The following is a 26,395-nucleotide window of genomic DNA, read 5'->3' as shown; positions in this document are numbered from 1 at the left end:
CACTCAGCCGGTTATTGCGCGCTCGCGCCGAACCACTTATGCACGATCGCCGCGTACGTGCCGTCCGCCTTGATCTTCGCCAGCGCGGTGTTGAAGGCGGCCTTCAGTTGCGGCTCGTCCTTGCGCACGGCGATACCGTAGGCTTCGGTAGTCAGCGGCTTGTCGAGCACGCGGAAACCGCCGCGCGTTTTCACCAGCTGATACGCCGCCGGCTTGCCGGTCACGGCGGCGTCGGCGCGGCCGATACCGACCAGGTCGAACATCTCCTGATTTTTTTCCACTTCCACGCGATTGATCTGCGGGAAGTTGTCGCGCAGGAAGTTGACCGACTTCGTGCCGACCTGCACCGAAACTTTCTTGCCGTTCAGATCCGTCACAGACTTGATCGGCGAATCGGCTTTCACCAGCGCGACGAGACCGCCGGCATAGTACGAATCGGTGAAGTCGACCACCTTGGCGCGCTCGTCGGTGATATAGATACCGGAGATCGCGGCATCGAAGCGATGGGCGATCAGGCCGGGAATCAGGCCTTTGAAGTCGATGTCGGTCCATTGCACGCGCTTGCCCATTGCCTTCGCGAGCGCATTCATCACGTCCACGTCGAAGCCGGTGCGCGCGCCGTTTTCGGTGTATTCCATCGGCGGGAAGGTCGCGTCAGTGGCAACATTCAACACGTCCGCGGTCTGCGCGGAGGCGGCGCCGGAGAATCCGGCAAACGTCACCGCAAACGTGACGCACGCGAGGGACAACAGTCGTGGCAATTTCATGGGGTGGGCTCCTTGTGGTTCGTTCGGTATCCAGATCGAATTCGGCCGTTCGCGGCCTGGTCGATCAATCGGTTTGCATGTGCTCGGAAATGGCGCGGGCCGTACGTAGCGTCCCGTCGATGAATTGGTTTTCGCGGCCGACCGCGCGCGTGGACGGCGCCATCAGCGTGATCGAGGCGCTGCTCCCGGCACCGCGTCCACTGCGATGAAAGATTGGGGCGCTCACGCCCCACACGCCGGGGTCGACTTCGCTGTCGCTGACGGCGTAGCCCTGCGCGCGGATCTGTTCGAGTTCGGCTTCGATCGCGGCGCGGCCAGCGGGGTCGTTGTCGAACACACTGTCGAGCACTTCGGTGCGGGCCTTGTCAGCCATGAATGCAAGCAATGATTTCGCCGAGGCGCCCGCTTTTAGCGGCACCGCCCGGCCCTTTTCGAACGAGCAGCGCAACGAGTGCTGGCTATCGACCATTTCCAGGCACATCACCTGATGCTTGACCGCGACCACCAGCCCGATGCTTTCCTGCGACGCGCGCGCCAGTTGCTGCATCTCCGCACGGCTCGCTTCGACGAGCAGCGAATTCACATCGAATCCGAGCGCGAGCTGCAGGCTGATCGGACCCGGCGCGTAATGACCCGCGTTTTCGGCGACAAAGCCCCAGCGCTTGAGCAACGCGATCTGTCTGTATAAGGTGCTTTGGGCGAGGCCAGTGACAGCCAGCAGATCTTTGACCGACATGGCCTTGCCATGGCTGGCGAGTGCCGCCAACACGAGCAGCACACGTTCAGCCCCGGTCACACCCTGTTCCGCATTCACGATCAAACCACCCGCATTGAATAACGGGATAAGAATGCCAGAACATTCTCGAATTTCAAAAATTGGATTCCCGGTGAGTGGGAATGAATGGAGAGGGTTTTCCCCGAACGGGGTGAAATGAGCGTACGGCGGCGCATACCGCTGCAAAACAGACGGCACGTCGATTGAATCTGTCTGGTCAGAAAGTGCGCTGCCGCCCGGGTGTCAAAGAGCAAGCACGGTGACGCCCACTTCCACCCGATGCGCCCCACCGCCCAAAATCATCCCGCGCAGCAAGGACACGTCGCTGTAATCGCGCCCGATCGCAAGCGTCACGTGATCCATATCGGCAAGCACGTCATTGGTCGGATCGAGATCGATCCAGCCACTCCCCGGGCAATACACGGACACCCACGCATGCGAGGCATCCGCACCGATCAGCCGCGGCTGTCCCGGCGGCGGGTCGTTACGCAAATAACCGCTCACGTACCGTGCCGGCAAGCCGAGCGAGCGCAAACAGCCGATCATCACCTGCGCAAAATCCTGGCATACGCCGCTCTTCAGTTCGAACGCGCGCTCGGCGGGCGTATCGAACATCGTCGCGGAAGGCTTGTAGGCGAAATCTTCGTGAATCCGGTGCATCAGGTCGATAGCGCCGGCCGCGACCGGCGTGCCCGGTGGAAAACTCGGCAACGCGTACTCGCGCAGCGAAGGCCGCGGCACGATGTTCGGCGAGGCGAAACAGAACTCCACCTCGCGACGGAATGCCCCGCCCACGTGAAAGCGCGATGCATCGGCCACGTCTTCCCATTCAGGCGTCGCCTCCGGGTCGAGCGTGGTCCAGCGCGGCGTGAGCGCCACCGTTGTTTCGCTGACGAGTTGCAGGCGTTCATGCGGTGCGTCCAGCGCGAAATACAGCACGTCATTGCCGAATGCGTCGATACGGCTATGCAGGTACGACGGCCCCGGCTCGATCTTTTCCGAATGCGACACCACGCGCTGCCACGCACAGACGATCGGCCGGATCGTGGCGAGATGCTGCGCGGTCTCGACATAAGTCGAGTAATGGTAAGTCGTGCGATGCGAAACGGACAGCACGGTCGGCGCGCTCTTCATGACCACACCTGCGAAGCGACGGTACTGGCGTGGCTGAAATAGCGCGCACTGATCTCGTGCGCCGCCGCTCCGACAAAGCCGCCAATCTGATCGCACACCGCCATCAGATCGACGTAGGCACCGGTTTCGTCGGTTGCGCACAGATGTTCGAGCGTGGGCAGCGATGCCGCCGGCGGCATCAACTCCGCGAACGGACGATGCCGCATGCTGCCCGCCGCCACGGCGATCTCGTCGAGCTTTTTGCGCAGACGCTCATAGACGCCGTACACGCCGCGCGGATTAGTGGGCTCGATCACCAGCAGGTCGAGCAAGGCCGGCACTTCGAAACGGCCCGGATACAGCGAGCGATACGTCAGCGTACTATCGAACAGTTGCAGCAGCAGATCGAAACCGGCGGGCGTCGCGAGCCGGCCCTTGTCGGCGACCACGCGCAGAGTCGAGGTCATCGCCGAGACCCGTTCGATATGCCGCCCCACAAAGAGCAGGCGCCACGCTTCGTCGCGTGTCATGCGGTCGCCCTGCGCGCCGCTGATCGCCGATAGCTGTACCGAGAGCCGTTCAAGCGCGTTCAACAGCGTCACCCGATCGTAGCGGTCATAACGCTCACTGCGTCCCTCACTGCGCCCATTACCTTGCGCCGAACCCGCGCCATTCGAGGCCGCCGCCGGCATCAGCGTCTGCAAGGCATCGCGAAAGTCGTTGCGCGCCGCGAGAATCGTGCGCCAATGATCGTTCGACAAACGCCCGCGTATCTCGCCATTCGAGCGCGCCTGGCTGGTCAGGTTCTGGCCGATGCTCGCGGCGCCGGTGGTCTCGCTCAGATTGGCGATCAGCGCGCGCTCGAAAGCCTGCGGCGAATGCGGCGCAAACATGTCGCCGGACTGCACCAGACCGCAATGCAGCGCGAGTTCGACGAGCGTGGGAAACATCGCATCGGCATCGGTGCCTTCCAGCGAGCCCAGAATCAGGCGCAATAGCCGCACGTTGTTTTCGGCGCGTTCGCCATAACGCCCCGCCCAGAACAGGTTTTCCGCGGCACGGCTCGACACCGTGCGATGCTTGCGCGCGAGGTCGGCGGGTTGCATCGGCGAAGGCAGCAGCGTGAAGGTCGAGGTCGGCTGGCTCGACAACACCCACGTATCGACACTGCTGCCGCCGAACTGCATCGACACTGTGGTCTGGCGCTCGGCGGCAAGACGTGTGAAGCCGCCGGGCATCACATGCCAGCCGCCGTTGAAATCGGCAATCGCATAGACGCGCAACACCGAAGGACGGCGGCCAATCGTGCCTTCCTCGTAACGCGGCGTGCAGGCAAAGCGCTGCGGTTGCTGGATGGTGTAAGCGTCGGGCATCGCTTCAATGCGCTCGCGCCACGACGACAGGCGCTGCCGGCCCTGTTCGACGCCAGGCGGCGCATCGCGTGGCGCCACCGGCCACGTCGGCACGATGAACGCTTCGTCCAGACGGGCGAACGCGTGCTCGCGCGCCGCCTTTTCGCCGCACCACCATGTCGCCACACCTGGCAGCACGAGGTCTTCGTCGAGCAGGACTTCGGCAATGCCCGGCAAGAATCCGTGCAACGCCGGCGATTCGACAAAACCCGAACCCGGCACATTCGACACGATCACATTGCCCGCGCGCATCACCTGCAACAGACCCGGCACACCGATACTCGAATCCGCGCGCAGTTCAACCGGGTCGCAGAATGCGTCGTCCAGACGACGCAGCACGACGTGCACCCGTTCGAGACCGGCGAGGGTCTTCAGGTACAGCATGTCGTCGCGTACCGTCAGGTCTTTGCCTTCGACCAGCGTCACGCCGAGATAGCGCGCGAGAAACACGTGCTCGAAGTACATTTCGCTAAACGGCCCCGGCGTGAGCAACGCGATATGGGGCAAGGCCGAACCTTCCGCGCCCGGACCGTCGTGCCGCATCGTGGCCTGGGCACCCTGCACGAGCGTTGCGATCAGTTGCGAATAGGTCGGCGCGAGACGGCTCACGTGCATCGCGCGGAACGGATCGGCGAACAGGCTCGACACGATCAGCCGGTTTTCCAGTGCATAGCCAAGACCGGACGGCGCCTCGGTGCGATGCGCGATGACGGTCCAGTTGCCGCCCGGCGTGCGCGCCAGATCCACCGCTACCACTTGCAGATACTGGCCGCCCGGCGGCGTGAAGCCCTTCACTGAGCGCAGATAGCCGGGATGCCCGAATACCAGCGCGGGCGGCAACTGGCCACGCTGAAGCAGGGTTTGCGGCCCATAGATATCGGCGACGATCGCATTGAGCAGATGCGCGCGCTGCGTCACGCCCCGCTCGATATGCGCCCATTCCTGCTCGCTAATGAGGAACGGCAGAAGATCCAGCGCCCACGGCCTGGGCTCGCCGTTATCCGCATAGACGTTGTAGCTGATGTCGTTATCGCGGATCTGCTGCGCGACCGAGGCGCGGTTATCTTCCAGACGCGCGACGCCGTCTTCGCCGAGCCGTTCGAAGAATTGCCGCCACGGCTCACGCAACGCACCCGAGGCGTCGCGCAACTCGTCCCAGTGTCCTTCGTGAGCCGGCAGGAGCCGCAGCAAGGACGAAGCGTCCGCGCGAGCGGCGGACGTTTCGAAAGGAAAAGTCGATTGAAAGGCCAAGGTCGTGTCGTTTTAAGAGTGTGCTGCGTTTACCAGTAGCGCAGATCCAGCGTGAACGGAAACTCGAGGCTGCGCTGCGGCGTCTGAACCGCGAACGACCCCGGCGTGTGGCCGGACGCAAAGAACCGTGCGCGCCGCCGGCTTTCCGCCTCGTAAGCATTGACCGGGAAGGTCTGGTAATTGCGGCCACCCGGATGAGCGACATGATACTGGCATCCGCCCACTGAACGCCCGGTCCATGTATCGACGATATCGAAAGTGAGCGGCGCATCCACGCCGATGGTGGGATGCAGCGCGGACGGCTGCGCCCACGCGCGAAAGCGCACGCCGGCCACGTACTCGCTCACGCGCCCGGTCGGCTGCAACGGCAGCGGCACGCCGTTGACGGTCACCACATGGCGGTTGTCGTTCAGACCGAGCACACGCACTTCGAGCCGCTCCACCGAGGAATCGACATAGCGCACCGTGCCGCCCGGCGAGCCCTCTTCGCCCATCACATGCCACGGTTCGAGCGCATTGCGGATCGTCAGCGACATGCCGGCCACCGCGACTTCGCCCACCAGCGGGAAGCGGAATTCGAAGTGCGGCGCGAACCAGCTGCTGTCGAACGCGAAGCCGGCCTGATTGAGTTCGCCGAGCACGTCGTCGAAATCCATCTTCACGAAGGTGCCGAGCAGGAAGCGGTCGTGCAGTTCCGTGCCCCAGCGCGTGAGCCGCTGCGTGTACGGCGTGTGCCAGAAACGCGCCACCAGCGCGCGCAACAGCAACTGCTGCACCAGACTCATGCGCGCATGCGGCGGCATTTCGAAACCGCGCAATTCGAGCAGGCCGAGGCGGCCGGTCGGGCCATCGGGCGAATAGAGCTTGTCGATACAGAACTCGGCGCGGTGCGTGTTGCCGGTCACGTCGATCAGGATATTGCGCAGCGAGCGGTCGATCATCCACGCAGGCAGATTCGCGCTGTCGCGGCCACCGAGCAGATCGATCTGCCGCTGCAATTCACGGAACGCCACTTCGAGTTCATAGACCTGATCGTTGCGCGCTTCGTCGATACGCGGCGCCTGGCTGGTCGGCCCGATGAACAATCCCGAGAACAGATACGACAGCGACGGATGGTTCAGCCAGTACGCGATCAGACTCGCGAGCAGATCGGGACGGCGCAGGAACGGGCTGTCGGCAGGCGTCGCGCCGCCGAGCACGAAGTGATTGCCACCGCCGGTTCCCGTATGCCGGCCATCGGTCATGAACTTTTCGCTGCTCAGATAGCTTTCGGCAGCCGACTGATACAGGTACTCGGTGTGATCGACCAGTTGCTCCCAGTTCGAGGCCGGATGAATGTTCACTTCGATCACGCCCGGGTCCGGCGTCACCTGCAACACTTTCAGGCGCGCATCGCGCGGCGGCGGATAGCCTTCGATCACCACCTTCATCCGCAACTCGGCGGCGGTCGCTTCAACCGCGGCGAGCAGGTCGAGATAGTCGTCGAGTTCGGTAAGCGGCGGCATGAACACATGCAGCAGCGTGCGGCCGCTGCCGAACGTCTCGGTTTCGGCTTTCGGACCGGCGGCACGTTTCGGATCGCGTGCTTCGACGCAGATCGCCGTACGAATCGTCTCTTTCGACGACTGCCCGCGTGCCGGCGCCGCCTGATCGCCGGGCGCGCCCGCATAGGCGAGCGCGCCGCTGCCCGGCATGCCGCTCAGCAGATCCGCCGCCGATGAGGACAGCGCAGCCGCATTGCGGGCATCGGCGGAAGTCATGGCACGGCCCGCGCCGTCGCCGTCATATTGCATGCGCAATTGCGCGGCCGGGCGCAACGGCACGGGCGGCGCAAACGGATCGTGGGCGTGCTGATACGGATAGTCGGTCTTCGACACCCACGGCAACGTGTCGAGCGGCAGGCGATAGCCCATCGGCGAATCGCCGGGAATCAGGAACATGCGCTCGTCGCGGAAGAACCAGCGGCCACTGACCCACGTCGGGGCCTGGTCAGGCACGTCGCGTTCGCGCGCGAGCGGCAGGACATAACCGGATGCGCCGCCCAGCCCCGCGTCGAACACGCGCCGCAAACGCACGCGCTCGAGTTCGTCGTCCAGACGCGCATCGAACGGATCGACGTTGACCGGCAGACGGCGTTCACGCCACAGGTAGTACCAGACATCCTCGAAACCGGGCTGGATGCAGCTCGTGTCGAGCGCCAGCTTGCCCGCCAGATGCGCGAGGAAACGCTGCGCATCGCCGGCGCTGTAGGTGCCCGGCTCGCGTTCGTCGGCGAACAGGGACGGGTCTTGCCAGCACGGTTCGCCGTCGGCGCGCCAGTAAAGCGACATCGCCCAGCGCGGCAACTGTTCGCCCGGATACCACTTGCCCTGGCCGATATGCAGAAAGCCGTTCGCGCCATATTCCGAGCGCAGCTTGTCCATCAGCGCGACCGCGTAGCCGCGCTTGGTGGGTCCGAGCGCGTCGGTATTCCATTCGGCGGCGTCGCGGTCGCGCACCGACACGAAGGTCGGCTCGCCGCCCATGGTCAGGCGCACATCCATCTCGTTGAGCCGCCGGTCGACCTGCGCACCCATGTTCAGCACGTCGCGCCATACCGCCTCACTGAACGGTTTGGTGACGCGCGGCGTCTCCAGCACCCGTTCGATCGACATGGTGTGTTCGAACTCGACTTCCGATTCGTCGACCGCGCCGGAGATCGGCGCCGCGCTGCCGGGCTCCGGCGTGCAGGCCACCGGGATATGCCCTTCGCCGGCGAGCAGGCCGGACGTGGGATCGAGGCCGATCCAGCCCGCGCCGGGCAGATATACCTCGCACCACGCATGCAGGTCGGTGAAGTCGACTTCGGTGCCGCTCGGGCCGTCGATCGATTTGGTGTCGGGCGCCAGTTGCAGCAGGTAGCCGGACACAAAGCGCGCCGCCAGCCCGAGTTGCCGAAGGGTTTCGACCAGCAGCCAGCCCGAATCGCGGCACGACCCGGCAGCGCTGATAAGGGTCTCCTCGGGCGTCTGCACACCGGGCTCCATGCGGATCAGGTAGCGGATCTCGCGCTGCAGCCGCTGGTTCAATGCCACCAGAAAATCGGCCGTGCCGGCCGGCGTGCGGTCGATGCTCGCCACGAATTCGGCGAAGCGCGGTGTCATCGGGCGTTTGACGCGATACGGCGCAAGCTCCAATGCAAGGCCCGCCGAATACTCGAAGGGAAACTGTTCCGCCGACGGCTCGAGAAAGAAGTCGAACGGGTTATAGACGGCCATTTCGGCGACCAGGTCCACCGTCACCTTGAATTCACGCGTCTTCTCGGGGAACACGAGGCGCGCCTGATAATTGGCGAACGCGTCCTGCTGCCAGTTGATGAAGTGGTCGGCCGGTTCGACCCGCATCGAATAAGACAGGATCGGAGTCCGGCAATGCGGCGCAGGCCTGAGACGCACGACCTGGGGCGACAGCGCAACCAGCCTGTCGTAGCGGTAATGTGTGACATGATTCAACGCAACGCGTATGGACACACCTGACTCCTGGACAAAGGATGGCAGGCCGCCAAAAAGCAAGCTTCATGCCGTTGATCGAAAAACCGCGTGAACTGCCTGCACCGCCCGGAATACAGCCTGCCTTGAAGTGTGCCGCGCCGCCCGGGACTCCGGTCGCCCGATCAGCGCGCCTTTCCACTGCCTTTTCCGGCCTCGCGCACCAAAGCGGCGCAGGGCCGACGCACGATCATGCACGTAATGTGCGTTAAACCAGTGACGTCTGGCAAATGCGGCATGAAGTTTGCGCACCTTCTTCTCTCTTTCAGGCGGCGAGCGGCGCTTGCCGGCCGGCCACCGCCGGCTGACGAAGCGCGCCGTCTCCGGCTTGTTTATTGCCACTCACGTGGCCACCCACCATCCGGGCCCATCGATGAAAACCTTCCACTGCAACCGCTGCGCGCACCTCGTGTTCTATGAAAACGTTCGCTGCGAACGGTGCGACGCGTTGCTCGGCTACGTTCCTGAACTGGCTGAAATCAGCGCCTTTGAAGAGGCTGACGAAGGACGCTGGCGCAGCCTGCATCCGCGCGCCGAAGCTGCGCTGTTCCGCCAGTGCCACAACTACAGCGTGGAAAACGTCTGCAACTGGATGATTCCCGCCGACTCGCCCGACGCCTTGTGCCGCGCCTGCCAGCTGACGCTCACGATCCCGAATCTGAGCGCGCCGGACAACCGGCTCTACTGGTATCGGCTGGAAATGGCGAAGCGGCGTCTGCTCTACACGCTGGCCGCGCTGGGTCTCGACGTCCAGTCGCGCCAGGCCGATCCCGAGCACGGACTTGCCTTCGAGTTTCTCGAGGACGGCGGCGGCGAGGGCGAGCGGATCATGACCGGTCACGACAACGGCCTGATCACGCTGAACATCGCCGAGGCGGACGACGCCTACCGCGAACAGGTGCGCACCTCGATGGGCGAGCCGTACCGCACCCTGCTCGGCCACTTCCGCCATGAGACGGGGCACTACTACTTCAGTCAACTGGTGGAGAACAACCCGCGCTGGCTCGAGCCGTTCCGCGCGCGCTTCGGCGACGAAAGCGCCGACTACGGCGAGGCGCTGACCGCGTACTACCGCGACGGCGCGCCTGCCGACTGGCAGGCGTCGTGCATCAGTGCGTATGCAACCATGCATCCGTGGGAGGATTGGGCGGAGACGTGGGCGCACTACATGCTGATCGTCGACGTGCTGGACACCTCTACTTCGTACGGCGTCGCCCTGCTGCCGGACGACCCGAGCGAGCCGACGCTGACCGACCGCACGCCTGTGGAAGACGCGAGCTTCGAGAATCTGATGAAGCGCTGGTTTCCGCTCACGTATGCGTTGAACAGCCTGAACCGCAGTCTCGGCATGCCCGACGGTTATCCGTTCACGCTGGCCGCGCCGGTGGTCGACAAGCTGCGCTTCGTGCATCGCGTGATTGCGGCGGTGGGGGACAAGTCGCAGCCGCGGGAAGCGGCTACGCCGGCGGTCGATGCAGGCGCGGCAGCGGCGTTGGCGCCGTCAGAATCAGCACCTGCGCCACCGCCGCTGTCACAGCCAACGGTGCCGACAGACCTGACGCCACAGTCCGCACCCGACACCACGGCGGCACCACCCAAACGAGCCGCGCGCCGGCGCTAGATCGGCTCGCGCGTTCAATACGCGACGTAAGGCCCCATGCCGCCCGGTGTGGCCTGTTGCTCGACGGCAGCGTACACATTGCGGCCGTAAAAGAACGGCAAGCCCCAGTCGAACACCGACGATTTCACGAAAGCCGGCCCTGCCAGCAACGGCAGCGCCGCGTCGCCACTGTACGTCTGCGCAATCGCCGTGGCATTGCCAACGCTGAAGTTGACCGCGCTCGTCACACCGTTCACGCCCTCGATCATCGCGCTCATCAACGCGGTCGACGCCGGGCAGAAGTAAGCACTATTCGGACTCGCGCAGACCGGCAACGCGCTGGTCTGGAAGAACAGGCCAGTCGAGCCGCTGTCCAGAATGCTGCTCGAATAGGTCGTGCCGTTCTGCACCGTCGTGAAGGTGCCGGTGGACGGACTCACGCCGATCACCTGCGCCCCGCCCAGCGTATTGTTGGTCTGCGTGCCGATGCCGAACACCAGTTGCCCGGCAACCGCCGTCGCGCCGCCTGATACCGCCGGCAGGCTCAATAGCGAACCGTTGTTGTCGGTGGCGAAATACGGAATCGGATTGGCGACCTGCAACGATTCGGCGAGCGGAATCGACGCGCAGGCGCTGCCGTTGCAGCCGTAATAAGTCGCGGCCACTGCCTGCTGCGCGCAGGCCGCGCCGCAGTCGTGCTTGAACACGCCGATACCCAATATGCCGTTGGCCTGCAACGCCGAAGGCGTATTGCGCGACGGCCCGACAGCCGCGCAGTCAGCCGGCAACGCCGCATAGCTCGGATCGATCACCTGAATCGGCAGCGAAGCCGCTCTTTCGCCGCCGATCTGCAGATCGGCGAGCTTCACCGCACCCCACGTGTAGCCGTCGAAAAACTGCATGCATTCCGCGACCGGATTGCCGGTGCCATCTTTCTGCTGGGGCAGCGCCATCGAAGCGGGCAATTGCGAGGCGAACACGCGCAAGCCCCACGAACCGGTATCTACCAGCACATGATCGATGGTCTGACATTGGCTGGTGCCGGGCGCGCAAAGCGTGATGCTGACGAACGGCATGTTCGGCACGCCGCTTACGCCGGCATCGACGCTCACCCGCACCGCGTTGGCTGCCAGCACTTGTGGCGCAAGCACCGGATTGGTGACATTAGAGCCGCCCGACAGGTTGGTGGAGTTACCGGAGCCGGCCGCCGCGCCGGCGCTGCTGGAGCCACCGCCGCCCCCGCCGCCACAGGCACTGACCAGCAACGCGAGCAACGTCGCGCAGAACAGGGTAAGCAACGAAGACGTATGACGCATGATTCGCTCCGTTATTGAATGACGCCGGCGTCGACGCCCGCGGGCACCGCTTGCGGCAAATACGCATGGCCGGCAAACGCGCGCAGATGGCCGGCGGAGAACACCACCAGATCGCTGTTGGACACCGCGAACGGCGTTCCCCGGCGCGTGGCCGTAGCGGCGGCGTACTGGTCGAAGGAGGTGCCCAGCATCGCCTTCAGATCCGGCAGCGTCGGGCCTTCCCATGCCACGCCGAAAACCACCCCGTTGCGCGCCGCGTACTCGCGCACCAGCGTGCCGGAGGGCATCGTAATCAGGTGTACCGAATACGCGCTTTGCGTAGTGGCCGTATGAGCAACGGCATGCATGCGCGTCTGATCGCTATCGATGGTGCTGACGTTCTGGCCAAGCGTGCCGTGCGCGGCAAACGACAGCGCGCAACTCGCTCCGAGCATTGCGCGAGCAATACCGGTATAGAGCTTCGGTTTCAAGAGATTTCCTTCGAGGTGAAACGCTCGTGACCGGCACGTACGCCAATCGCAAACGGGAAACTAGGGGCGCACTCCTGACCGGCGGTGCCGGCGCTGCATTCACTCCACTGCGGCTGCGTGAATGCGTCTACGGAGTGGCGGCGCGAAACTTTAGCGATCGCCCCCGGCCATTGCAATCGATTGCGCTGCGATTTAAACCTTCCGCGATTCCGACGCCATTCGAACGTGTCTGCTTTTTCGGGACAGAACCGCCAAGGGACGGCCCTTTAGCGCCTGTTTTTGCGATCTGCTGGGTTTAAAGCGGGCACGCGTGCAAAAAAACCGAGCGATAGTAGAAAAATCCTGGCGCTCGCGGTGTTCAGCGAGCAATGTAAGCACACGCTGAATAAACCCTCTAAAAAGGGTATTTTCATCTGAAGATAAGCGCCGCTACAGCGCGCTTTTGTGTGAAGAGAAAATCGCGCTTTAAATGAATTCGGATGCCCAAAAAAATACCGCGAATAACGTTGCCGTTGTTCGCGGTATGGATACTGAACGGGTCCGTGTTATGCCCTGATCGAGCCATTCAACACGTTGCTACCCGTTACTTTTTCTGCTGCTGCAAAAGCGTTTTAAGCTCCTGCACGTTTTCTTCTACGCGTTTTGCGATTACCGCATACGATTCGGCCTGCGTCTGATACGCGGCCTGCGCCAGTTGCTGCATATCGGCCAGCGACTTGTGCAAACTTTGCTGGATCAACTCAGCCGCTTTCGGCGAAGGTGCACCGCCGGTCGACAGTTGCCCCGTCAGCGACTGCAATTCGCCTAGCGTGGTGCGCAGCATGTCGGCCTGCTTTTGCGCGAGCGACTGCATGCCCTGCAGCGCGGTCTGATTGGCCTGAACCAGCGCTTCGACGTCCTTGCGTCGCGCTTCCATGATGGCGGGCACGTCGAAGCCGGGGAGCTTGAACTGCTCCAGCATTTTGGTGAAATCGCCAAACGGATTGGCGGCGTCAGGTCGGTCCATGCGAAATCCTCCTTAACGTTTGACTACGCGCCGGCCGGGCATCGCCGCAACCTGCCTCCTCGATCGATGCACCGGTGGCCTGGGTGCGCCGCGCGGCTCATGGAAGCGGGTTGCTTCTGGGGTCGGACGGCACCTCGGTTCAATCATGCGCCATCTGGGAATATTGCGCCAGCGGGCACACCCTGGCGCGGCTGCTCGAAGCGGGCGTTTTCGCCTGAAGCGGCGGTCACTTTTGCCCGGGAAAAAAGAGGCCCAGCAGCGCATCCCGAAGAGTGAAAAAACTGGAAGCGCTCCCGTGCAAAACCCCTGCGACGGATCGGATCGCTGCGTTAGCTTGCGCACATAACCGCGGTACTGCCGACTTTTTTTCTTCCATCAGGTGATTAGGATATTGGCAGTGCAACACTCGCGTGTGGTGAAGAATGCGCTACCCATTGAATATGGCGGTTGCCGCCGCCCTCCTCGTCTTCGTCCTCGGTTGCATCATCAAGCTCGCGTTGAGTTGAGGTCCGCGCTAGCGATCGCGTCACACCGTATTCGACGCGTTCGCACCACGCGACATTGAAGTCGATCAGCCACACGCCGTTCCGTTTCCCCGCTCACGTCCCCACCTTTTCGCATCGCCGCGACCTCGCGCGACACGCCTCGTGCTGCCCCGTTCGTCGTGACATCAGCCGACACAATTGATGAATGGAGTTTGGGAAGTGCCTCGCCCATACTTCGTTTCGCTGCCGGTGCGTAACAAACAACGCATGAGATCAAGGGTGCTTCACGTGCGAATGCAATCGCCGATGATGAACGATCCTACGGTTGCCTGATCATCGGATGAACCATTTGAACAGGACGGCACCCACGTGCCGACAACAGGACGATCATGTTGAATTCAGTCAGACTTCTCAAAGAAAATGCCACTCGTATTGCATGCGTCGCACTGGTGTGCGGCGGCGCTCTCCTGACCGGTTGCGCCGGCAGCGTGACCAACGCAAGCCAGTACGGCGCACAGCCGCCGGTACGGCCGGACAATATCTACGTCTATACGTTTGACGGCAGCCCCGACCAGGTGAAACTGGACAGCGGCATGCTGCAGAAACTGGAGTCGCATATCGACGGTGCGTCCGCCGCGCAGAAACAGGCCGCCGACGCTGCCGAAGTGCGTGAACAGGTGGCCAATGAAATCGTGCATCAATTGCAATCGATGGGATTGCACGCGATCCGCTCGGATGTCCCCGCGCCTGCGGATCAGAATGTCCTGCTCGTGCAAGGCAGCTTCGACAAGATCGATTCGGGCAATCGCCGCCGCCGCATGCTGATCGGCCTGGGCGCGGGCAAGAGTCAGGTCAGCAGCTCGGTGCAGATCCTGTATAAACCCGCGGGCGGCACGCCGCGGCTGGTGCAAAGCTTCGACGCCACCGCCGACAGCGGCAAGGCACCCGGCATCGCGGAAACAGCTGGGGTAGGCGCCGCGGCCGGCGGTATCGCCACCTCGGCGGCGGTGGGCGGCGGCGTGCATGCCGTGTCGGAAACCAAACGCGCCGGCGTGTCGGCAGACGCAACACGGATGGCCGACGCGGTCGCGAAACAGGTGGCGCAGATTGGCGTCAGCGAAGGCTGGCTCTCCAGCGGGCACGCCAAAGGATCGTAACCCGCCCACGCAGCCCAACCAGCCCCACCAGCACGAAACTGCACACCGCGATGGCCGAGCCGGATTCCCGTTCAGGCAACCGCGTAGCGTTCGAGCCAGTGCGCGTACGGCGCGGGCAGCGTCCAGGACGGACGTTCGATACCCAGCTTGCGCGCCGCGTGATACGGCCAGTGCGGGTCAGCCAGATGTGCGCGGCCCACCATCACGAGATCGAGCTGCTCGTCCCTGATGGAACGGTCGGCGAGTTCCGGCGTATCGATACCCCATGCCGAAGAGACCGCGATACCCGCTTCACGGCGCACCCGCTCGGCGATCGGCGCGAGGAACGCAGGCGCCCAGGGAATCTGTGCCTCAGGCGTGGAAAAGCCCACGCTGACGCTCAGCATATCCAGCCCTTCCCGTTTGAAATTCTTCGCCAGCTCGATGGATTCGGCGAGTGTTTGCTCGTCGCGCCCGTCGTATTCGATGACGCCGAAACGCGCGGTCAAGGGCAGATGTTCGGGCCACACCTTGCGCACGGCCGCCAGCGTTTCCAGCAGGAAACGGCTGCGGTTTTCGAGGCTGCCGCCGTACGCGTCGTCGCGCTGATTGGAGTGCGTCGAGAAGAAGCTCTGAGCGAGATAGCCGTGCGCGAAATGCAGTTCGAGCCATTCGAAGCCCGCGTCGCGCGCCCGTTTGGCGGCGGCCACGAAGTCTTCGCGCACCCGCGCGATGTCGTCGAGCGTCATGGCTTTCGGGACTTGCGGCAGATGCGCGCCAAAGGCGATCGCCGAAGGGGCAAGGGTCTGCCAGCCGCGGCTGTCGCCTTCAGCGATATGGTCGTCGCCTTCCCACGGCCGGTTGGCGCTGGCCTTGCGGCCGGCGTGACCGATCTGGATGCCCGGCACGGCACCGGCCGCCTTGATCGACGCCACGACGGGCACGAACGCCTGCGCCTGGGCATCGTTCCAGATGCCGGTGCAACCCGGCGTGATACGGCCCTCAGGCGAAACAGCCGTCGCCTCGACAATCACGAGGCCCGCGCCGCCGCGCGCCAGACCGGCGAGGTGCACGCGGTGCCAATCGTTGATGAGGCCGTCTTCCGCGGCGTACTGGCACATCGGCGGAATGGCGATGCGGTTGCGCAAGGAGACGTCCTTGAGCTTGTAGGGCTGGAATAATGCTGACATCAGGTGAGGCTCCGGTGGACAAGCTTGTTCGGTAGTTCGATAAATATCGAAGTACCCAGTATCGCAGAAACCTTTATCATCTGCACGATGCGAACTTATAACCATCCCGACGCCGAGGCTTTCACCCTCGTGCGGCTCTTCCACGCACTCAGCGACCCGGTGCGTCTCGAGATCATCCGGCAGCTTGCGAGCGTGGCCGAGGCCACCTGCGGCGAACTCGACGGTGGCCGGCCCAAATCGAGCGTGTCCCATCACTTCCGTATCCTGCGCGAAGCCGGACTGGTACGCACGCGCGTAGCCGGCACCGTGCATCAGAACACGCTACGGCGTGAGGAACTGGACGCGCGCTTTCCCGGCTTGATGGAAGCGATTCTCAGGCAGATCGCCGGTAACCCCGCCTGACGGGGCGCGAGCGTGGCCGCGGCATGAGCGGCGCGGCGCGCCTCCAAAGAGCGCGACATGTGCGGCGTTTGCGCCCGCAGGCGTGACGCCACCCGGCAACCTCAACGCTGTTCGCGCCAGAGCTGCCGCATGAGCGCCAGCAGCACGGTCGGCGGCGTGCCTTTCTGACAATAACCGTCAAAATTGTGGCGAGCTTTACCGGTTTCCCTGACGTGGTCCTCGTCGAGCGACGTGAACGCGACGATGCCGAGGCTATGCGTCGGCAGGTAGCGGCGCAGCGCGCTGGCGGTTTCGTAACCGTCGCGCTCCGGCATCATGATGTCGAGGACGACCACGTCCGGCACCCAGTCCCGCACGCAGCTCAGCGCCTCGCTGCAGCCGGCGGCGCTGCGGGCTTCCACGCCTTCGTACGACAGATAGGTGGCGAGCGCTTCGGCGGCGCCGGCGTTGTCATCGACGACGAGCACACGCGGAAATTCGTGCAATACCCGAACCTCCCGGGCGCTCCACCTTTGGCAAGTAGATGGTGTTCGAGGCATCGGCGGCAACTTGCAATATAAACATCTGAACTGAGCAAACGCCGTACCACGGGGCCGGCTGGCCCAGAAGCCGGACCGGGTTCGGTACGGCGTCTCCGGACTTGATTTTGTCGCAACCGCAGCAGCGTTTTAATCGACGCTGCAAAACGTCGGCAAGCCATGCATTCAACCAGAACACCGCACGGGAGAAACCATGCATCTGCGGGTCAAGCCCTCGACATGCGGTGCGCTGCTAGCTGCCGCAGCGAGCCTGCCGGCATCGGCGCAAATAGCCGACGAAGAGCAGGCCGCAATCCGCGCCGCGCTTCTGAAATGGAGTGCCGATTTCAACGCAGGCGATGCGACGGCCGCCTGCGGTCTGTTCGCTCCGAATCTTCGCTACGACTATCGAGGTGCACCGGAGCGCAACGCTCACGATATGTGCGACCTCCTGCACCGCTCGTTAGCGGATAAAACCCGGCGCTTTCGTTACTCGCCGGATATCAAGGAGATCATCGTATCGGGCGAGCTGGCCGTCGTTCGCGTGGTCTGGACGCTGACGGTTACGCCCCTGAATGGTGCGGCCAAGGCTGAGGTATCGAAAGAATACGGGCTGGACGTATTCACCAAGCAAGCGGACGGCTCATGGCAAATCACCCGCTTTCTTGCCTACGACGTGCCCTAAGTACGCCTGGCGATGGTGGCTGATACGCCGCGACGCGGGAACCGGCACCCTCTCCCATTGATTAGCCATCCAGATCAATTTATAAAATCCACCAGGAAACACCCAAAGTGCGCGCGCATCAGCGCTTATTTCCCATCCTGAACGGCTTTGCAATCAGGCCGGATTGCATGTTTTCGCCAACCCCATCCGACGCAAGCTTTTTTTAACTGAGCAGGACATGGATACTCTGCGATACTAAATCGACCCCGCCAGTTGGCGCGGCCGATCTCTATAGCTTGGGGCTGTGGCGTACCAGCGCGACCCTGTCATGCGAGTCCGGTGACCACGTCACGCCTGTTTAGAAATGAGCGACATCGATGATTGCGTCGGCAAACGCTTTCGGCGCTTCCTGTGGCAGGTTATGGCCGATGCCGCCGCCGATGTTCCGGTGCGCATACTTGCCGGTGAACTTCTTTGCGTAGGCCGCCGGATCGGGATGCGGTGCACCGTTGGCATCGCCTTCCATGGTGATGGTGGGAACCGAGATCGCAGGCGCCGTCGCCAGACGCTTTTCGAGCTCGTCATATTGCGACTCGCCATTGACCAGTCCCAGACGCCAGCGGTAATTGTGAATCACCACCGCTACATGATCCGGATTGTTGAACGATTGGGCCGAGCGCTCGTACGTCGCATCGTCGAAATTCCATTTCGGCGACGCCAGTTGCCAGATCAGCTTGTTGAAATCGTGGCGGTTCGCTTCATAGCCCTTATAGCCACGCTCCGTGGCGAAATAGAACTGGTACCACCACGCCAGCTCCGCCTTCGGCGGCAACGGCGCCTGGTTCCCCGCCTGACTGCCGATCAGGTAGCCGCTGACCGACACCATGGCCTTGCATCGTTCCGGCCACAACGCAGCGATGATATTCGCCGTACGCGCGCCCCAGTCGAAGCCGCCCAGAATCGCCTTGTCGATCTTCAACGCATCCATCAGCGCAATGATGTCGACGGCTACCACCGCCTGCTGGCCATTACGCGGCGTATCCGCGGACAGGAACCGCGTCGACCCATAGCCCCGCAGATACGGCACGATGACCCGATAGCCAGCGGCCGCAAGCAGCGGCGTGACCTCGGCGAAGCTGTAAATATCGTAAGGCCAGCCGTGCAGCAGAATGACCGGCGGGCCATTCTTCGGGCCCGCTTCTGCATAGCCGATGCTGAGCGTTCCGGCGTTGATCTGGCGAATGTTTTCGAACGACGCCACACGCGTTGCTGCCTTTGTGCCGTCTGTCGTACCGTTCGACTGGGCTTGAGCGAGTCCGCTCAGGCCCAGTTCCATCAAACTGATACCAGCCACTGCCGTCCCCAGCAGACGACGCCGCCGGGTATTGATCTCATCCGACATACCTTGTTCTCCTTATTAATGAATGACACCAGCGCAGTGCCGGATTCGGCATGCGCTTCATGAATTTCAATCAGATCGGGTCAGGGCTTGGCATAAATCGGACCAAGACCGACAACTTGCGAGTCGGCCACGTGCGAGCCAGACGCTGAAGAGCCTGCGGTCGACGATCCATATGATGACGCCGAAAGATTCTGTTGGGCGTTTACTCGCGCCTGGGCTGCTTCAATGTTGCGAGGATATTGCGTCTGATCGCTGGCGGGGTTGTAGCCGGCCTTTTGCAACTCGACAAGTTGTGCGCGGACTTCCGCACGGGTAAGCGGCTGATTCGATTGTGCGAACGACAACGCCGGGAGAGCGACAACAGCGGCGACCAAAAGCGATTGAATGACTTTCATGATTTCCACCTCAGAAGAATGTTTGTTCCCGCAAACGCCCGTTTGCGTGTCTGGCGTGGAAGGATTAGACCCCGTGGACGTATCTGGCTTGTGTCCGCCAGAAGCGCCAGTGAAACCTCATGTATCTGCCGAAGGCGCAGATACATTGCGATACAAAAACGGCGCGATCAGTTCGCGGCGCATCAACGCGCCACCAGTCAGGACAACCTCCGTACCGGACATCATCCATCAAACCGTACCGGTGCTGTACCGGCGAACGTCGCTAGAATGCCTGAAGGCACTATCGACCGGAGTCACCTATGTTCTACCTCAGCCTCAGCGCACTGCCCGCGGGCATTCTGTTCGCGCTCGTCACCAGCATCACGCCCGGTCCGAATAACACCATGCTGCTGGCCTCCGGGGTCAACTTTGGCTTTCGCCGCACGCTGCCGCACGTGTCGGGCATCAGCGCGGGGGTGGTGCTATTGATGCTGTCGGTTGGGATCGGGCTGGGTGAGGCCTTCGTTCACTTCCCCGTGCTGTACACGGTGCTCGAAGTCGCAAGCGTCGTTTACCTGCTGTATCTCGCGTGGAAAATCGGCACGTCGGGTGAACTGAAGGTGAAGAAAGGCGAACGCCGTCCCATGAAGTTTTACGAGGCGATTGCGTTCCAGTGGGTCAATCCAAAGGCATGGATGATGGTGCTGACCGCCGCCACGACCATCCATCTCAGCGAGAGTTACAGCCTGAACGCCGTGGCCATGGCGGCCGTCTTCTACGTAATTGGGTTCCCGTGCATCTGCCTGTGGGCCGGTTTCGGCACCGCCATGCGCCGGGTGCTGTCGGATCCGAAGCGGCTGCGCATTTTCAACGTGGTCATGGCGCTGCTGCTGGTGCTCTCGCTTTATCCGATCGTGCTGAGACTGTTTAGTTAGGGAACCAAAGCGTAGTTCTAAATCGCACCCTGCCCGACTCGCTCGATAAATCGCCACAACGCGTCATCCGTCGAATAGGGTGCGTTGAAACGGAACCACGCGCTCGGCGCGTCGTCGGGGCGAAAATACGAACCGGGTGCGAGCCAGATGCCGTGCGTGAGCGCCGCCATCGCCACTTCACCGGCGCGCTCCGCTTCGATCGGCAGACGTGCCCATAGAAACAGGCCCGCGCGTGGCCGGTGAAACAGTTCGAGGCCCAGCGAATCGAGCCGCTCCTCAACGGTTGCATGCGCGAGCTTGAGCCGTTCGTTCACCGCTTCGACATGACGCGCGTAGCGCCCCTCGAGCAGCACCTTGTCGACGATCCGCTCGATTGCCTCCGACGAGGTCAAACCCACCGCCATCTTGGTGCGCGCCAGTTCGCGCAGCACCGCGCGCTCCGCGACCACGTAACCGCAGCGCAGCCCAGGCGTCACCGTCTTCGAGAAGCCACCCACGTATAGCACGCGCTGCAAGCCCTCCATCGCGGCAAAGAGCGGCGCGCCGGGTGGCGCGAGTTCGCGGCTCACGTCGTCTTCGATCACCCACATGCGCTGGCGCTCCGCGATCTGCAACAGCCGGAACGCCGCCGACATGCCGAAGGTCGCACCGGTCGGATTCTGCAGCGTGGTGTTGACGAAGATTGCCTTCGGCTTGTATTGCGCGACCAGCGCTTCGAGGATCTCCGTATCGACGCCCGCCGGCGTGCGTGGCACGCCATGCACGACCAGACCCGCGAGTTTGAGAATCTGCAGCAAATTGCAATAACCGGGATCTTCGACGATGACGGTGTCGCCCGCGCGCAGCAACGTGCGCACGATCAGATCGAGCCCTTGCGTCGCGCCTTGCGTGAGCAGCACGTTGGAGACGTCGACAGGTAAGCCACGCCGGTCGAGTTGTTCGGCGATCCGCTCGCGCAGCGGCGCAAACCCGTACGGATGCCCGTAGTCGCCGAGACGCGCCGCCGGCACCCGGCTCATCGCCCGCAGCGCGTGCTGCAAACCGGTTTCGTTGATCCACTCGTTGGGCAGCCAGCCGCCGCCGGCCTTGATCGGCACCGAATGGTCGGCGAATACGTCGGACAGCAGCCACGTCGCGGTCAGGCTCGGCGGCTGCCAGTCGGTTGCGGCAACCCGCGCGGACTGCGCGCGCGCCGCCACGCGATAACCGGAACCGCGCCGGGCGACCACCAGCCCCATCGAAACAAGACGGTTGTACGCCTCGGTCACCGTAAACGTGCTCAAATCGTGGCTCTGAGCCAACTGCCGCACCGACGGCAGCAATGCGCCGGCGCGCAGCGATTGCGCCTCGATCGCATGCGCGAAGCCGTGCACCACCTGCTCGACAAGGGTCGGCGCCGCACGGCGGTCGCGCTCAAGTTGTAGTTCGATCATGGTCAGGACGAAAAGGGTGGAAATTGCGGCCCGATAAGCTACCGAGCCGATCGTCACAGTTACCGCAATTTCACCAGCACAGTTAGCACCACACCGCTTCAACTGTTTATGCCGCCATTAAACCGCGAACGCTACAGTTTTGGCTACGCCCCGAAGGAAGTCCCCTTGGGGGACCACTTCGAGGAGAAAACCATGACTTCGCGCCCCGTCATCGACGACCTGTCGTCTTTCTGGATGCCCTTCACCGCCAACCGCCAGTTCAAGGCTGCGCCGCGCCTGCTGGAATCGGCCAAGGGCATGTATTACCGCACCACGGACGGGCGCGAGGTGCTCGATGGCTGCGCGGGTCTCTGGTGCGTGAACGCCGGCCACGGCCGCGACGAGATCATCGCAGCGATCACCCAGCAACTGTCCACGCTCGACTTCGCGCCGACCTTCCAGATGGGCCATCCGCTCGCATTCGAAGCCGCGACGCGGGTTGCCGAGCTGATGCCGAGCGGCCTCGACCGGATCTTCTTCACGAACTCGGGGTCGGAATCGGTCGATACAGCTTTGAAAATCGCGCTCGCCTACCACCGTTCGCGCGGCGAAGGTCAACGCACGCGACTGATCGGCCGCGAACGCGGCTATCACGGCGTGGGCTTCGGCGGCATTTCGGTCGGCGGGATCGCACCGAATCGCAAGACGTTTTCGGGCGCGCTGCTGCCGGCGGTCGATCATCTGCCGCACACGCATAACCTCGAACACAACGCGTTTTCGAAGGGCCAGCCCGCATGGGGCGCGCATCTCGCGGACGAACTCGAACGCATCGTCACGCTGCACGATGCGTCGACGATTGCCGCTGTGATTGTCGAACCGGTTGCCGGCTCGACGGGCGTGCTGATTCCGCCGCAAGGCTATCTGCAGAAGTTGCGCGAAATCTGCACCAAATACGGCATCCTGCTGATTTTCGACGAAGTGATTACCGGGTTCGGCCGCGTGGGCAAGGCCACGGCGAGCGAATACTTCGGCGTGACGCCGGACCTGATCACGATGGCCAAGGCGATCAACAACGCAGCGATCCCGATGGGCGCGGTGGCGGCGAGCCGCACGATCCACGACACGATCGTCAACGCGGGCGCGCAAGGTGCGATCGAGCTGTTCCATGGCTACACCTATTCGGCGCACCCTGCCGCGGCTGCCGCAGCAGTGGCGACGCTCGACCTGTACCGTCGCGAGGGCCTGTTCGAACGCGCCGCAACGCTCGCACCGGCGTTTGAAGCAGCGGCTCATTCACTGCGCGGCGCGAAGCATGTGAAGGATGTCCGCAACCTCGGCATGGTCGCGGGCGTCGAACTCGAGCCGCGCGAAGGCGCGCCGGGCGCGCGTGCTTATGAAGCGTTCGTCAAATGCTTCGAGGCGGGCGTGCTGGTGCGCTTTACCGGCGACATCCTCGCGTTCTCGCCGCCGCTGATCATCAACGAAGAGCAGATCGCGCACATCTTCAAGACCGTGGGCGACGTGCTGGCGACGGTTCAGTAAAGGCAGTCAAAACCGCGGCGCGTAGGTTGATCCGCGCCGCGGTCCCTGAAGCGCGCGCGGTGTATACCATCAGCGATGCGCGCGCGAGGCCCTCGTGTGCGCAGCCTTTTTGGCTGCCGCCGAACGGCCCGCAGCGCCCTTGGTTGAGGCGGCCTTTTTCGCTGCCGCCGAGCGGCTGGCTGCCGGACGTTTAGCCGCTGCCGATTTCGTCTGTTTCGACAGGGCTGCGTGCGATGCACCGGCCCCGCTCTCGCGCTTGAGCGCGTTGGTTGCCGCGCGTGAGCGTTTGGCTGTCGATTCGCTGCTCCCCCTCTTTTTCGCCGTGCTCGCGTGCTGACCCGCGGCGCTGTCCTGATCGGCCTTTTTGCGGGTTGCCTTGCTCGCGGTGCCTTTCTTCGGCGACTTTACGGCGACGCCCGCGCGACGTGCTTCGGAAAGACCGATGGCGATTGCCTGCTTGGCGGATCGCACACCGTGCTTGCCGGCGCGGACTTTATCGACCTGTTCCTTGACGAATTCTCCCGCTTGGGTGCTCGCGGCCTTGCCGGCGCGTTTGTCGGCTTGGGCACGTTTGATGGTTTTCTGTTCGGGCATGACGGTCCTCCAGTTTGGTGGTTGGCTTTTGTTGCCCAGCAACAGCTGTGCCGAAGACCGTTTCCGGGGCCGGCCGATTCCTCTGAACGAACCGTCTGGCGGGTGTTTTCGCGCTTTCTGCGTGGCGCGGCGAGAGATTTGGGAGCGTGCCGGCGACGCCGCGAAACTTCAGGAAATTACCTGACTAGACTCGCGCAGCCCGGCGGGAGGGCGTATGGTAATAGCAAGGGTTGGCGCCGTGGTCCGACCTGCCGGGAGACGTCCATGAAAATACCGACTATTCGCGCGGGCGCGCATATCGAAGGCGTTCATTGGATCGCTGAGTACGCTGAAGATGTTCATGAGATTCGCGTGTTTCGCGAAGGCCAGGAAGTCGATGTACATAATGCGCCTTCCAGTCTGTTCGGCGATGAGGAGAATGCGGGGTCCAGGAGTACCGCCGATCATCGGGCTGGGGAGGCCGCTGTGCTTGCCTATTTGAAGCGGTTTGTTATTGAGCATGATGCAGAGGAGTAGTTGCGCGTAGCGGTGGATGGGGGTTTTTGCCTTTGGCGGCGGCATTTTCCTTGTGCCTGTGGCGTTGGCCTTTCCTTGTTTTCTTATTGGTCTATTAGTGTTCCCCCTGTGCGGGGGGCACCTACTTTTCTTTGCCGCCGCAAAGAAAAGTAGGCAAAAGAAAGCGGCTCACACCGCCAATTCTTAAGTGTGTCCCCTGGCTTGGAGGGGCTGGTGGTGCGATAAACGGATCACACCTCGGTCCATTAGTGTCTGTGACACAGCCGTCATTCGCTCCCACTCCGCACTACGTGCGTCGCGGATGGGTCTGCCAGGGAAACCTGGCGCTTCGTTTGCGCGTAGCGGGGGCCATCGGCTTCGCCTCGGCGAGGCGCCGAAACACACCAGCGGTTTGATGAAGTACCGCCCCGGCGCGCGCAGCGCCGCCGGAGGAATGACGGCCTGGTCACTCACGCAAGAAGGTGCGGAGGGCCAATCTCTACGGAGCCACGATCCCCTCCAAGCCAGGGGACCCGCTTAAGAGCTGGCGGTGTGAGCCGCTTTCTTTTGCCTACTTTTCTTTGCGGCCGGCAAAGAAAAGTAGGTGCCCCCCGCACAGGGGGAACACTAATAGACCAATAAAAAATGAAACAACCACCGCCGTAGGCATCCAGCAATAATGCCGCCGCCAAAGGCAAAAAAACCTATCCAGCGCTACGCGCAACAAAACCCTATTCCGCTGCCCGCAGTTTCCTAACCTCTGCATCCGAAGGTTGCACACTAGCTCCATCGATATACCGATAAGAACTCATCACCCCCTTCCCGTCCTTGACGGCCGTCACCCCAACAAACGCCCCCATCGTCGACTGATTGTCCTGCGCCCGATAAGTAATCGGCCCGAAAGGCGTCTCAACCGAGAGTCCCTTAAACGCGGCAGCGAGCTTATCCGAATCGGTCGACCCAGCTTTCCTGATCCCATCAGCAATCGACATCAAAGCCGAATACCCCACAACCGACCCGAGTCGGGGATAGTCGTGATACTTCGCCTGATAGGCATCGACAAACTTCTTGTTCGCCGCCGTATCGATCGAATACCACGGATACCCGGTCACGATCCAGCCAGTCGGCGCCTCCGCCCCCAACGGATCAAGATAATCCGGCTCGCCCGTCAATAACGACACCACGCTGCGGTCCTTGAACAACCCGCGCGTGTTCCCCTCGCGCACGAACTTGCCAAGATCAGCCCCGAACAGCACATTGAAAATCGCATCCGGCTTCGCATCGGCAATCGCCTGTGTGACCGCGCCCGCGTCAACATTGCCAAGCGGCGTCGCCTGCTCAACAACGAATTGCACATCGGGCTGCGCAGCGGTCAGCAACTTCTTGAAGGTCGCCACCGCCGACTGTCCGTACTCGTAGTTCGGATACACCAGCGCCCAGCGCTTCTTCTTTAACTTCGCCGCCTCCGGCACCAGCATCGCCACCTGCATATACGTCGACGGACGCAAACGGTACGTGTATTTGTTGCCGTCAGCCCATACGATCTTGTCGGTCAGTGGCTCGGCAGCGAGGAAGAAAATCTTCTTCTGCTTCGCGAAATCGGTCAGCGCGAGGCCGGTGTTCGACAGGAAACCACCAAACAGCAATTGCACCTGTTCGCGCGCGATCAACTCCTGAGCGACACGGATTGTGTCGCCCGGATTGCCGTTGTCGTCGCGCGACACTACTTCAAGCTGTTTGCCAAGCACGCCGCCCGCGGCATTCACCTGCTCCAGCGCGAGATTCCAGCCGTTCTTGTAAGGACCGAGAAAGGCCGGTTGCGCCTTATAGCTGTTGATTTCGCCGATCTTGATGGTCTGCTGTGCGCTCGCGCCCACCGCAGCAAGCGATAAAACCGTGGAAATTGTCATGCGAGAAATCCATCCTGCGCGCGTGGTCATGCGTTTCTCCGTTATCAAAAGGATTGCGGGAATGCCGGTAGTTTTTATCAGGCGTTCTGGCTGCTTAGG

22 protein-coding genes are annotated in these 26,395 nt (G+C 62.8%); 7 read left to right on the top strand and 15 right to left on the bottom strand.

Annotated elements, in window-relative coordinates:
* Positions 1-11 precede the first annotated feature (11 nt).
* From PQR27_RS20910 to PQR27_RS20890, 5 genes are all read right to left on the bottom strand, one after another.
* Positions 12-767 (bottom strand): transporter substrate-binding domain-containing protein, encoded by a 756-nt coding sequence (locus PQR27_RS20910; RefSeq protein WP_408525572.1) that lies wholly within the window; start codon positions 765-767, stop codon positions 12-14.
* Between the two features lie 64 nt (positions 768-831).
* Positions 832-1,581 carry an IclR family transcriptional regulator gene (locus tag PQR27_RS20905; protein WP_408525571.1) on the bottom strand — a complete coding sequence of 250 codons (750 nt, stop codon included), beginning with the start codon at positions 1,579-1,581 and terminating at the stop codon, positions 832-834.
* 204 nt (positions 1,582-1,785) lie between these two features.
* Complete coding sequence (locus tag PQR27_RS20900; protein ID WP_408525570.1) at positions 1,786-2,676, bottom strand: transglutaminase family protein; 891 nt, start codon at positions 2,674-2,676, stop codon at positions 1,786-1,788.
* The gene (locus PQR27_RS20895) at positions 2,673-5,318 is read right to left on the bottom strand and encodes a circularly permuted type 2 ATP-grasp protein (protein ID WP_408525569.1); all 2,646 of its coding nucleotides are present in this window, start codon (positions 5,316-5,318) and stop codon (positions 2,673-2,675) included. Before PQR27_RS20895 ends, PQR27_RS20900 begins: the two co-directional genes overlap by 4 nt.
* Positions 5,319-5,347: 29 nt before the next feature.
* Positions 5,348-8,827: a transglutaminase family protein gene (locus tag PQR27_RS20890; protein WP_408525568.1), complete on the bottom strand. Its 3,480-nt coding sequence runs from the start codon at positions 8,825-8,827 to the stop codon at positions 5,348-5,350.
* 391 nt (positions 8,828-9,218) lie between these two features.
* Here PQR27_RS20890 and PQR27_RS20885 point away from each other — a divergent pair, with 391 nt between their 5' ends.
* Positions 9,219-10,466, top strand: a complete 1,248-nt coding sequence (locus PQR27_RS20885; RefSeq protein ID WP_408525567.1) for a zinc-binding metallopeptidase family protein — start codon at positions 9,219-9,221, stop codon at positions 10,464-10,466.
* A 14-nt stretch (positions 10,467-10,480) separates the two neighbouring features.
* Here the strand turns inward: PQR27_RS20885 and PQR27_RS20880 are convergent, their stop codons facing one another.
* The 3 genes from PQR27_RS20880 to phaP form a co-directional block, all read right to left on the bottom strand.
* Positions 10,481-11,761 (bottom strand): DUF3443 domain-containing protein, encoded by a 1,281-nt coding sequence (locus tag PQR27_RS20880; RefSeq protein WP_408525566.1) that lies wholly within the window; start codon positions 11,759-11,761, stop codon positions 10,481-10,483.
* 11 nt (positions 11,762-11,772) lie between these two features.
* Complete coding sequence (locus tag PQR27_RS20875; protein WP_408528251.1) at positions 11,773-12,195, bottom strand: DUF2844 domain-containing protein; 423 nt, start codon at positions 12,193-12,195, stop codon at positions 11,773-11,775.
* Positions 12,196-12,814: 619 nt separating this feature from the next.
* Entirely contained in the window at positions 12,815-13,237 is a 423-nt protein-coding gene (gene phaP, locus PQR27_RS20870; protein WP_408525565.1) for a phasin family protein, read from the bottom strand.
* An 874-nt stretch (positions 13,238-14,111) separates the two neighbouring features.
* Between phaP and PQR27_RS20865 the strand changes: the two genes are divergently transcribed.
* Positions 14,112-14,879 (top strand): DUF4410 domain-containing protein, encoded by a 768-nt coding sequence (locus PQR27_RS20865; protein ID WP_408525564.1) that lies wholly within the window; start codon positions 14,112-14,114, stop codon positions 14,877-14,879.
* 71 nt (positions 14,880-14,950) lie between these two features.
* Here PQR27_RS20865 and PQR27_RS20860 read toward each other — a convergent pair whose 3' ends face one another.
* A complete protein-coding gene (locus PQR27_RS20860; protein WP_408525563.1) occupies positions 14,951-16,048 on the bottom strand; it encodes an NADH:flavin oxidoreductase/NADH oxidase in 1,098 nt (365 codons plus the stop codon).
* A gap of 87 nt (positions 16,049-16,135) precedes the next feature.
* Between PQR27_RS20860 and PQR27_RS20855 the strand changes: the two genes are divergently transcribed.
* On the top strand, positions 16,136-16,450 hold the full coding sequence (locus tag PQR27_RS20855; RefSeq protein ID WP_408525562.1) for an ArsR/SmtB family transcription factor: 315 nt from the start codon (positions 16,136-16,138) through the stop codon (positions 16,448-16,450).
* A gap of 101 nt (positions 16,451-16,551) precedes the next feature.
* Here the strand turns inward: PQR27_RS20855 and PQR27_RS20850 are convergent, their stop codons facing one another.
* Positions 16,552-16,989 (bottom strand): response regulator, encoded by a 438-nt coding sequence (locus tag PQR27_RS20850; RefSeq protein WP_408525561.1) that lies wholly within the window; start codon positions 16,987-16,989, stop codon positions 16,552-16,554.
* Between the two features lie 193 nt (positions 16,990-17,182).
* Here PQR27_RS20850 and PQR27_RS20845 point away from each other — a divergent pair, with 193 nt between their 5' ends.
* The gene (locus PQR27_RS20845) at positions 17,183-17,653 is read left to right on the top strand and encodes a YybH family protein (RefSeq protein ID WP_408525560.1); all 471 of its coding nucleotides are present in this window, start codon (positions 17,183-17,185) and stop codon (positions 17,651-17,653) included.
* Between the two features lie 337 nt (positions 17,654-17,990).
* Here the strand turns inward: PQR27_RS20845 and PQR27_RS20840 are convergent, their stop codons facing one another.
* Together PQR27_RS20840 and PQR27_RS20835 are read right to left on the bottom strand one after the other, a co-directional pair.
* Positions 17,991-19,034, bottom strand: coding sequence for an alpha/beta fold hydrolase (locus PQR27_RS20840; RefSeq protein ID WP_408525559.1), 1,044 nt, complete (start codon positions 19,032-19,034; stop codon positions 17,991-17,993).
* Positions 19,035-19,114: 80 nt separating this feature from the next.
* Positions 19,115-19,429, bottom strand: coding sequence for a DUF4148 domain-containing protein (locus PQR27_RS20835; RefSeq protein WP_408525558.1), 315 nt, complete (start codon positions 19,427-19,429; stop codon positions 19,115-19,117).
* A 299-nt stretch (positions 19,430-19,728) separates the two neighbouring features.
* Here PQR27_RS20835 and PQR27_RS20830 point away from each other — a divergent pair, with 299 nt between their 5' ends.
* Positions 19,729-20,343 carry a LysE family translocator gene (locus PQR27_RS20830; protein ID WP_408525557.1) on the top strand — a complete coding sequence of 205 codons (615 nt, stop codon included), beginning with the start codon at positions 19,729-19,731 and terminating at the stop codon, positions 20,341-20,343.
* Positions 20,344-20,360: 17 nt separating this feature from the next.
* On the opposite strand, the gene PQR27_RS20825 is transcribed toward PQR27_RS20830, so the two are convergent.
* Entirely contained in the window at positions 20,361-21,776 is a 1,416-nt protein-coding gene (locus PQR27_RS20825) for an aminotransferase-like domain-containing protein (RefSeq protein WP_408525556.1), read from the bottom strand.
* Positions 21,777-21,968: 192 nt separating this feature from the next.
* Here PQR27_RS20825 and aptA point away from each other — a divergent pair, with 192 nt between their 5' ends.
* Positions 21,969-23,297, top strand: a complete 1,329-nt coding sequence (gene aptA / locus PQR27_RS20820) for an omega-aminotransferase AptA (protein ID WP_408525555.1) — start codon at positions 21,969-21,971, stop codon at positions 23,295-23,297.
* A 69-nt stretch (positions 23,298-23,366) separates the two neighbouring features.
* Here the strand turns inward: aptA and PQR27_RS20815 are convergent, their stop codons facing one another.
* The gene (locus tag PQR27_RS20815) at positions 23,367-23,891 is read right to left on the bottom strand and encodes a DUF6496 domain-containing protein (RefSeq protein ID WP_408525554.1); all 525 of its coding nucleotides are present in this window, start codon (positions 23,889-23,891) and stop codon (positions 23,367-23,369) included.
* Positions 23,892-24,155: 264 nt separating this feature from the next.
* On the opposite strand from PQR27_RS20815, the gene PQR27_RS20810 reads away from it, so the two are divergent.
* On the top strand, positions 24,156-24,407 hold the full coding sequence (locus PQR27_RS20810; RefSeq protein WP_408525553.1) for a hypothetical protein: 252 nt from the start codon (positions 24,156-24,158) through the stop codon (positions 24,405-24,407).
* A gap of 710 nt (positions 24,408-25,117) precedes the next feature.
* Here PQR27_RS20810 and PQR27_RS20805 read toward each other — a convergent pair.
* The gene (locus PQR27_RS20805) at positions 25,118-26,326 is read right to left on the bottom strand and encodes an ABC transporter substrate-binding protein (protein WP_408525552.1); all 1,209 of its coding nucleotides are present in this window, start codon (positions 26,324-26,326) and stop codon (positions 25,118-25,120) included.
* Between the last annotated feature and the right edge of the window lie 69 nt (positions 26,327-26,395).

Source organism: Paraburkholderia fungorum, from assembly GCF_046027215.1.
Lineage (GTDB): Bacteria > Pseudomonadota > Gammaproteobacteria > Burkholderiales > Burkholderiaceae > Paraburkholderia > Paraburkholderia fungorum_D.
This window is presented reverse-complemented; position numbering and strand designations above follow the sequence as displayed.

What these genes read in the sequence shown, in the direction of transcription:
- PQR27_RS20910 (WP_408525572.1), bottom strand. Translation starts at nt 767, where the DNA reads ATGAAATTGCCACGACTGTTGTCCCTCGCGTGCGTCACGTTTGCGGTG.
- PQR27_RS20900 (WP_408525570.1), bottom strand. Translation starts at nt 2,676, where the DNA reads ATGAAGAGCGCGCCGACCGTGCTGTCCGTTTCGCATCGCACGACTTAC.
- PQR27_RS20885 (WP_408525567.1), top strand. Translation starts at nt 9,219, where the DNA reads ATGAAAACCTTCCACTGCAACCGCTGCGCGCACCTCGTGTTCTATGAA.
- PQR27_RS20880 (WP_408525566.1), bottom strand. Translation starts at nt 11,761, where the DNA reads ATGCGTCATACGTCTTCGTTGCTTACCCTGTTCTGCGCGACGTTGCTC.
- PQR27_RS20875 (WP_408528251.1), bottom strand. Translation starts at nt 12,195, where the DNA reads ATGCTCGGAGCGAGTTGCGCGCTGTCGTTTGCCGCGCACGGCACGCTT.
- phaP (WP_408525565.1), bottom strand. Translation starts at nt 13,237, where the DNA reads ATGGACCGACCTGACGCCGCCAATCCGTTTGGCGATTTCACCAAAATG.
- PQR27_RS20865 (WP_408525564.1), top strand. Translation starts at nt 14,112, where the DNA reads ATGTTGAATTCAGTCAGACTTCTCAAAGAAAATGCCACTCGTATTGCA.
- PQR27_RS20860 (WP_408525563.1), bottom strand. Translation starts at nt 16,048, where the DNA reads ATGTCAGCATTATTCCAGCCCTACAAGCTCAAGGACGTCTCCTTGCGC.
- PQR27_RS20855 (WP_408525562.1), top strand. Translation starts at nt 16,136, where the DNA reads ATGCGAACTTATAACCATCCCGACGCCGAGGCTTTCACCCTCGTGCGG.
- PQR27_RS20850 (WP_408525561.1), bottom strand. Translation starts at nt 16,989, where the DNA reads ATGCCTCGAACACCATCTACTTGCCAAAGGTGGAGCGCCCGGGAGGTT.
- PQR27_RS20845 (WP_408525560.1), top strand. Translation starts at nt 17,183, where the DNA reads ATGCATCTGCGGGTCAAGCCCTCGACATGCGGTGCGCTGCTAGCTGCC.
- PQR27_RS20840 (WP_408525559.1), bottom strand. Translation starts at nt 19,034, where the DNA reads ATGTCGGATGAGATCAATACCCGGCGGCGTCGTCTGCTGGGGACGGCA.
- PQR27_RS20835 (WP_408525558.1), bottom strand. Translation starts at nt 19,429, where the DNA reads ATGAAAGTCATTCAATCGCTTTTGGTCGCCGCTGTTGTCGCTCTCCCG.
- PQR27_RS20830 (WP_408525557.1), top strand. Translation starts at nt 19,729, where the DNA reads ATGTTCTACCTCAGCCTCAGCGCACTGCCCGCGGGCATTCTGTTCGCG.
- PQR27_RS20825 (WP_408525556.1), bottom strand. Translation starts at nt 21,776, where the DNA reads ATGATCGAACTACAACTTGAGCGCGACCGCCGTGCGGCGCCGACCCTT.
- aptA (WP_408525555.1), top strand. Translation starts at nt 21,969, where the DNA reads ATGACTTCGCGCCCCGTCATCGACGACCTGTCGTCTTTCTGGATGCCC.
- PQR27_RS20815 (WP_408525554.1), bottom strand. Translation starts at nt 23,891, where the DNA reads ATGCCCGAACAGAAAACCATCAAACGTGCCCAAGCCGACAAACGCGCC.
- PQR27_RS20810 (WP_408525553.1), top strand. Translation starts at nt 24,156, where the DNA reads ATGAAAATACCGACTATTCGCGCGGGCGCGCATATCGAAGGCGTTCAT.
- PQR27_RS20805 (WP_408525552.1), bottom strand. Translation starts at nt 26,326, where the DNA reads ATGACCACGCGCGCAGGATGGATTTCTCGCATGACAATTTCCACGGTT.